This is a genomic window from Paenibacillus sp. P4_A7, assembly GCF_056402455.1.
Map to the genome: position 1 here is coordinate 1 of NZ_JBFUHJ010000228.1, position 8403 is coordinate 8403.

Consider the following 8403-nt stretch of genomic DNA (forward strand, 5'->3'; position numbering starts at 1 on the left):
TCCTTGTCTGATACATTTTGTATCACTATTCCGGAGAAAACGCTTGCAGAGACAGTGAAGACAGCTTCTTTTTCAACCTGATAATAACAAGGCGATTAAAAATCTGAATACACTAAAAAGTACGATTTCCTCTAATATTTCTCAATTAAGGTTCTTTAATAAGAACGAATTTCACTTTTTTTGAAACTCGAATTGAAAGTATCACGAAATTCGGCTCTACAGCACGATAAAACATAAGGGGAAGGTATTGCACCTCCCCCCATTCGTTGTTAGCCCAATATCAATCTAGCAATAGCTGCAAGATCCTCGATGTCTATTTTTCCGTCCTTTTTCACATCCGCTTTTTCATACATACTCCAGTCCGCATCAGCAGAAGTCTTTCCATAGCCTGCTGCGACGAGAGCGAGATCACCAATGCTGAATTTACCGTCTCCGTTCAGGTCACCAGGAGCCGCTACATTTACGGAAGCTGCAAATGCTTCCAACGCTGCTTGTAGTTGAGCTATCGCTTGATCCACTTGCACCTGAGTAGCACCGCCTTGACCCGCTACTGCCTTGGCGCTATCAATTGCCGCTTGCAATATCGCTTTCGTACCTACTGGATACTGACCGATTCCAGCTCCTTCTATCGCTGCATCATGTGATGCTTGCGTGCTAGTAATAAGCGCTTGCAATGCCGCTTTATCCACTGCAATAATTTGAATCGTGTAGGCGGAGCCATTACTCACCGTCGTTTCGATTCCGCCAGCACCCGCAACARCTACGTCGGTTAAGAAGATGGAGCTCGTTACATTTTGGCCAGCCTCTTTGGCCTTGAAGTTCAATTTCAATACAGGAGTCGTGTGCTTTATTGCACTTCCGGACCCCGCACTTGCCATCAGAATTCGAACCTCACCTTCTCCATCTTTCTTTCCTACGATCGAAAATCCACTTTGCAAGGCATCGACTGAAAGCAATACTACTTGGGACGGATCATAATGGATCGTTTGATCCAGTGCATAAACGCTTTCTGCAACATTGTTCAAGACATAGGTCACATCAAAAGACTCGCCCGCAATGACGCTGGCGTCTCCCGTAGCAATTAGGCTGTAGCTGGCTTCGACAGCTTTCATCGAAGCCATTGCTTCACTTAACGCAATTGCCGCTTCATCTACTTGTACTTGCGTAGCAGCTACGTCCGCTACCATTGCTTTTGCGGCTGCAAGAGCTACTTGAAGTGCTGCCCATGTGTCTGCTGTGTAATCTGCTTCGTTCGTGTACAATAATTCCGAATTAGCAATGAGATCACTTAATGCTCCTTTTTCAACCAGGACGGGTTCTTCTATGGCTATTCCGTTGATTGCCACATCAAGCAGATCAAGGTTAGCGGAATTACTGCCATTCGGGAACAATAGTCTTACGTACTTCGATATTCCTTCTACTGCATAAACAGTAGAGAAACCAAAGTAAGCGCCGCCGGTCGGTGGAGTAACTGTACTGACGGTCTGCCAGTTTGCACCATCTTCACTGATCTGTATGTCCATCTTTTTCGGAGTGTTGTAGTAGCTTTGGTTCAACGTATTAAAGTTGATTGCCACGTTTTTGATATCGGCTTCATGCTGTAATTTAAAGGAAATCCATGATTGAGCATTACCAGGTACTGACCATTTGGAGCTGTCTGTTGACGCACCTTCAATTAATTTGCCGTCAATAACTTTATCTGGTGTAAAGATTCCTTGACTGGTGCTCGCTGTAATTTCTGCTCCCTTAACCACATTCCCAAATGGCTGAAGATCCATAAAAACTCGGTTGGATGTAACGATTTTTCCGTCCAATTCAACCTCTGCCCAAATCACGGCTCTCGTTAGTTCTGACACAGGTTTTGGAACGACTTTGCCATTAGCAAAGGTAACAATATCGGTTTCTGTAATCGAAATCGGCTCATATACTGTTCCGCCTTTCAGATTAACAATACCTGATTTCATCGTGATCGTTGCCGCATGAAGCCCAATTGCTCCGCCTTTCAAAGAACGTCCTTCCAGCTTGTAATCCATTTGATCATAGCTAGCGAATTCCCCATAAGCTTCTCGGTCTTCAATCCATAAAGACGCGCCGATCATCGTGTCCTTGACATACACCTTGCCATCCTGAACAGTAACATTCAGAACGCCTGATTGTTCAACGCCATCATAGATTCCAATTACCGTAATAGCGGCATTTCCATCAGCGATTGCCTGAACAACGCCACTGGCATCAACCGATGCAATATTCGGTTGATTGCTATTGAACGTAAGCTTACCTTGCTCGAAACGTACTTTCAATGCGGGATACTGCATATATCCTTCCACATTAACTTGTAGCGTGTCAGGTGTTACTTGTTGTCCAGTTGTAATTAAATTTGTAAGCTTGTATTTCCGCTCTTGCTTGTCGGTAACTAGCTTCACAATCGTGTCCACGGGGTCGCGTGAAACGCCAGTTAAATCAACCGTTACACTTTCACCAGTCTGAGTAAAACTTAAAGATTCGTCTTCATTGAGCCAAGAAATATGTGTAACGGTATCTTTCACAGGACTGATCGTAAGTGAATTTCCGCTGTAACCTTTTTTCCCATCTGGCCCCTCCATCAGATGTAGATAAATATTGTTGTCTCTGGACATGGCATATCCCCAATCAGGACCTTTGCCGCTTTCAAACTTTGCAATATTTCCTTTTCCGTCGTCCGTATATCCGAAGCCATCCAAGAAGTACGGCATCGTTCCAGTTGTAGATTCATGTCGTTCTGGCTTGCCTTCTGGGGCAAACCAAGCGGCAAGCCCTTCGCGAACATCAATAAATTCCTGCAGCGATTTCGGATATCTAGTTGCAATATTTTCTGGACTGTCCCAGTTCGGGCCTCGACTCATAATTGGCATTTGGTCGTTATTATCGACAAATCCACGACCAGCGTTCATAATCATTTCTTTCGTAACCTGTCTATAGTCATCACGTTTTTCATAATACGGCGTATAGTTATTAAGCGTATGAACTGATTTCCAAGGCTCTGCAATTGTCCGCTTTGTTAGGTTGGAACCGCCACCACCTGCAAAGATATGACTTGATTCGGTAGTTCTAAGATCCGGATCTCCATATTCTTGCGTCCATGCATTGGCATTAATAATAATGTCATCACTATAATTGCGCACATTGCTGTACATCACATCATAGTTAGCATTAGGCATTGCCTGAGGACCATCAAAATATAGATAGGCAGGATCATAACGTTGAATGAGATTCTCCACATTTTGTACAAACACGTCTGTGGAATAATGCTGCAAACCGCCGCCCTCCGTTGCGTAATACAAGCCAAATTTTATCCCGTAGCGTTTTATCGATTCTTCAAAAGCCTTGAGACCGTCTTTCACCTTCCCGTTCTCATCCTTAGGCATATACAGATTACGACTATGCTTAGGATCTGCGAATTTGGATGGCCAGTAATAATTTTGCTGTAATGCTTCCACAGAAACAAGAGAATGTCCCTGTGCCTTTGCTCGCTGTGCCCAAAGGTCTATCGAATAATTCGGGTCTACAAACCAACTGTATATAGGGCCTGTATGACTGAGTGCTGAAACTCGTCCTTCTTCAAACCACTTATTAGGACGCTCTTTTACTTCAATCTCAAATTCTTTTGTTGCTGTAGCATTGGTTCTGTCGGTCACTTTAACCGTAAAGGAATAAATGCGAGCTACTGCATCAACAAATCCATCAACCGTGCCGTCCGTTTTTAACGTTAATCCATCTGGAAGAGCACCATCTGCTATAGTCCATACATACCCCGGCTCTCCGCCGTTAGMCATAAACTGGAATGCTGAAGCAGCTAAGCCATGCTTTGCCATATAGTTCGATTTATTCCAAACATACGGCCATTCTGTATACCCTTTCGGAAGGATATTCGTCGGCAATTCCTTATCTTGAGCCACATCATTGGCGCTTAATCCTTGCGTAGCAATCGACAATGTTTCACTTTCACCTGTAACGGAATAAGTAAGATTGTCGATTTTATTGCCATTGATATCAGTCACTCGACCGTAGAATCCTAGATAAGATACATTCGCATCCTGCGCAATCGGAACGCCGTTAGCATTCAGATCCTCGGTGAAGCTATGCTTTATCTGTAATAGAATTTTATTCCAGCCTGCTTTTAATTTAATGTTCGCTATTGTCATATCCTTTTGTACTTCGGCAGCTACTGATGGTTTAGTTACAGCAATATCGTTGACGAACAAGCGGTTTACACCGCTGGAACCAAACCTAAACTGAGCATTTTGTGCATTTGGGCTGTACACATAGGTATTGGCATATACAAACTTATTCTGTGTATCGATACCTTTTTTCACTGTGTAATAGCCATATAAATCTTGGTAATCATCGTAGTTTCTATTCCAAATCCGATCATCGAAATATTCCCAATTCTGGCTAGTCAAGGATTCGCCGATTTTCGGTATAATATGAGCTGTCGGTTCTGGATCTACGATTTCAACAATCCCATCGCCGTCAAATACATTAACTTCAGTCAAACCTAGACCGACATTTTTTAAATTTTTCTGCCCGTCATGTACAATCAACAGTTCAACCTTTGAAACATTGTTCACAGCCTGTTCAAGCGTTACTACACCAGGGTTCTTTCCCAATGGATCAATATTGGTGATTGTACCCGTCCCCAATACTTCATTATTTGCACCTTTTAGCGTGTAATTCACCTTCTGAACATCCGATGTATTGGCCGGCCAAGCTGTATTGTGTCGGTCAAACACCTCAATTTGCTTCACCTTGACAGGTTGCTTCCATGTCAAATATAACGTCGGTGTAGGATCCCAATTCGGCCAAGAGGATGGTGCGCCGCCAGTATCATGCATTTGTGAAATCCACTCCGTATTCTTATCGCCGTCAATAGCAAACTTTGGCAACTTTGAAGCGGAATCTGTTCCCCCTGGGAAAGCATCAGGGCCAGTTTTCCAAGTGGAGCTTGAAGTCGCTGCAGCCGTTCTAGCCCAGTTTCCGTCTATCGGTCTGTCTGCGCTTGAAGGATCCGATAGTGAAGTTTCATATACTTCCAGCTCACTAACCCCTGTAATACTGGGATATGGTGATCTCCCTTTATCGATTTCAACCTTCATTTCCACAACATTTTGAAGGGTAGTACTCGGCGTGAAAATAGTTGGTTTACCTGCATCGCCAGACGTACTGTCCACTCTAATCGTGTCCGATGTTGTTCCATCGTCAAATTTAAATGTGAGGTGATAATACTGATTGACATGTCTGCCATCTCCCCACTGCGCAATCGTTACAGCACCAATTTTAATCGGTGTTTCCCACTTGAAATTCAACCATGGTGCATTGTCATTTTCAGTTACCCACTGATTTCTCGAGCTACCGTCAGCAACGAAAGCAGGAGGATTGGATGCAAAAGTCGCCGATGAAGCTGTAATTTTCGCCGTTGGCGCAACATTTCTATTTTCCGGAATGACCGTGCCATAGATTTCATCCGCAACTGCTGTATCATAAGGACCCGCTAACAGCCAGCTATTAATAAACGGGGCACTTCCTGATGCCTGCTGTGCATATGCCCGTGGAGCATTGGGTCCAAAAGTGAAAATTCCAGCTATCATGGATAACGCTACTCCAACAGAAATTACTTTTTTCACAGGCTTTTTCAGTTTCATTTTCAATCCCTCTTTTCATTTTCATGGTTAACCTACTTTTCCACATAATGGTTCGTTGATTTGCCCAACCACCTTCTTTTCCGATACGTTTCGTATCACTCACTCCAGAGAGAACGCTTACACGGACAGTGAAGACACCTTCCTTTGCAACCTGATAATAACAAGCGATTAAAAATCTGAATACACGAAAAAGTACAATTTCCTCTAATATTTCTAAATTGACGTTCTCTGAAAAGAACGGATTTCACTGTTTTTTGAGACTCTATTACGAACATGTTGCAAGATTGGGATCTACTGTAAATCCTTTAGTAGTTTACGGACCATAAAAATAAGGGGAAGGCACTGAGCCTCCCCCCATTCATTGTTATCCCAATATCAATCTAGCAATAGCTGCCAGATCAAGAATGTCTATGTCGCATCAATCGGCTTATACACATTGTCGAAGCTGTCGAACAAATGGGACTTGTCGATCCCATTTATAGCCACTTCGAGCAAATCGATCGTTGAACCGTTCGATCCACCGTTGAAGTTGAGTCTCACATACTGCGCTTCGGCGATTAACGGATATGGCGTGTAGAATCCGAAATACGCTTCGCCCATCGGGCCGTTAACTGTGCCTGCATCCTTCCACTCCATACCGTCAATGCTCGTTTCAATGTCGATTGTTTTAGGTGTGTTGATATAGCTTTGCTCTAATGAATTAAAATGAATATTTATACCTACAATGTCATACTTTACCGACAGCTTGAATTGAATCCACGCCTGTTCACCCGCTGGCACCGACCACTTGGATTGATCAAAATGAATGCCGTCAATAGCTTTGCCATCAACCAGATGAACGACTGCAGCTTGCTCGTGACTAGCCGTTACTTCAGCGGTCTTTGTAAGATTTTGGTGCGGTAACAGGTCCAAAAACACTCGATTTGTCGTGAATGTTGTGCCCTCTACCGTTACATCGGCCCACACGACTCCTCGTATAGCTTGTTCTACATAAGGCGTTATGATTTTATCGGAATTAAAAGTAAACGTATTCACTTCTTGGATCGCAACAGGCTTATATTTATCGCCCGCTTTCAGATCGATAATTCCGCCATGCCATTGAATCTGTGCCCCATTAAGCCCGATGGGTCCGCCTTTCGACGATCTTCCTTCGATTTGATAGCTTAGTCCTTCTACTGTACCGTGCTCACTATAGGCTTCTTTTCCGTTAATCTTTAAAGTCGCGCCTATCATCGTTTCGCCACAATAAACTTTGCCGTCTTTTACCGTCACTTTAAACGTATCTTGTTTAATTACCCCATCGTAACTACCACTTACCGTGATGGTCGTTGTTCCGTTCGATACCGGTGTCACGATACCGCTGCCGTTAACCGTCGCAATCCCAGTATCCGCGCTAATGTATTCGATACCGATTAGCTTAGCTTTAAGCGCAGGAAAGGTCATATATCCTTCAACATTCACTTGGAGCGACGAAGCGGTTAACTGTTTACCCGTTACAACGACATTTGTAAGCGTGTATTTGCGATCAGCATTGTCTGTTACAATCTTGATGATCGTATCAACGGGATCCTCCTGAATAGCAGCTAGATCGATGGTCAGACTATCGCCGTTTTGTTCAAATGAGGTTACCGGAACATCCTCGTTTAGCCAGGAGACAGCTGTCACATAATCTTTAACTGGGCTAATCGTTAATACCTTGTCAGCAATCGCACCAAATCCTGCTTTGCTGTCAGGGCCTTTCATAATATGTAGGTAGATAATGTTGTCCCGATAGGTTGCATACCCCCATTGCGGTCCTGTCGTGCTGTTCGGGAAAGCAAACTTATCATAGTTTCCATTTCCCTCATCCTCGTAGCCATAGCCTGACAAGAAATAGGGCATTGTGCCGGTTGTGGACTCGTGTCTTTCTGGCTTGCCTATGGGTGCGAACCAACTTGCAAGCCCTTCTCGAACATCGATAAACTCTTGAAACGCTTTGGGATATCTTGTTGCAACATCCTCCGGAGAATCCCAGTTCACTCCACGGCTCATTATAGGCATTTGGTCATTGTTGTCCACATATCCTCTGCCGGCATTCATGATCATTTCTTTAGCAACCTGACGGTAATCATCGCGTTTCGCATAGTATGGCGTATAGTTGTTCTTGGTGTGAACAGACTTCCATGGCTCCATAGGAGTACGTTTCACAAGATGATTGGCTCCTGTGTTTTCATAAATATGGCTTGCTTCGGCAGTTCTTAAGTCTGGGTCGCCGAACTCTTCACCCCATGCATTGGAGTTGATAATAATGTCATTGTTATAATTGCGCACCATACTGAACATTACGTCAAAATTGGCATCAGGCATGGCTTGGGGACCATCAAAGTAAAGGTATGCTGGATCATACCGCAAAATAAGATCCTCAACATTTTGCACAAACACATCTGTAGACCTGTGCTGTAGACCTCCACCCTCGGTTGCATAATACAAGCCAAATTTCATACCATAACGTTTTACTGCTTCTTCAAACTTTTTCAATCCATCTACAACTTGACCATTCTCATCCTTCGGAAGATATTTTTGCCGGTCATGGTTCGGATCCGCAAATTTGGACGGCCAGTAATAATTTTGTTGCAGCGCTTCAACCGACACTAATGAATGCCCTTGTCTCTTTGCTCTCTCTGCCCATAAATCAGCGGAGAAATGGGGATCGACAAAGTAGCTATAGATTGGACCTGTATGAGCT

The 8403-nt window shown here is 43.8% G+C and carries 2 protein-coding genes; both read right to left on the reverse strand.

Annotated features, from left to right (window positions below):
* Positions 1-269 precede the first annotated feature (269 nt).
* Positions 270-5678, reverse strand: a complete 5409-nt coding sequence (locus AC1DWN_RS21560; RefSeq protein ID WP_477560957.1) for a discoidin domain-containing protein — start codon at positions 5676-5678, stop codon at positions 270-272.
* A 408-nt stretch (positions 5679-6086) separates the two neighbouring features.
* On the reverse strand, positions 6087-8403 hold a 2317-nt coding region (locus AC1DWN_RS21565; protein WP_477560958.1), incomplete at its 5' end, for a discoidin domain-containing protein.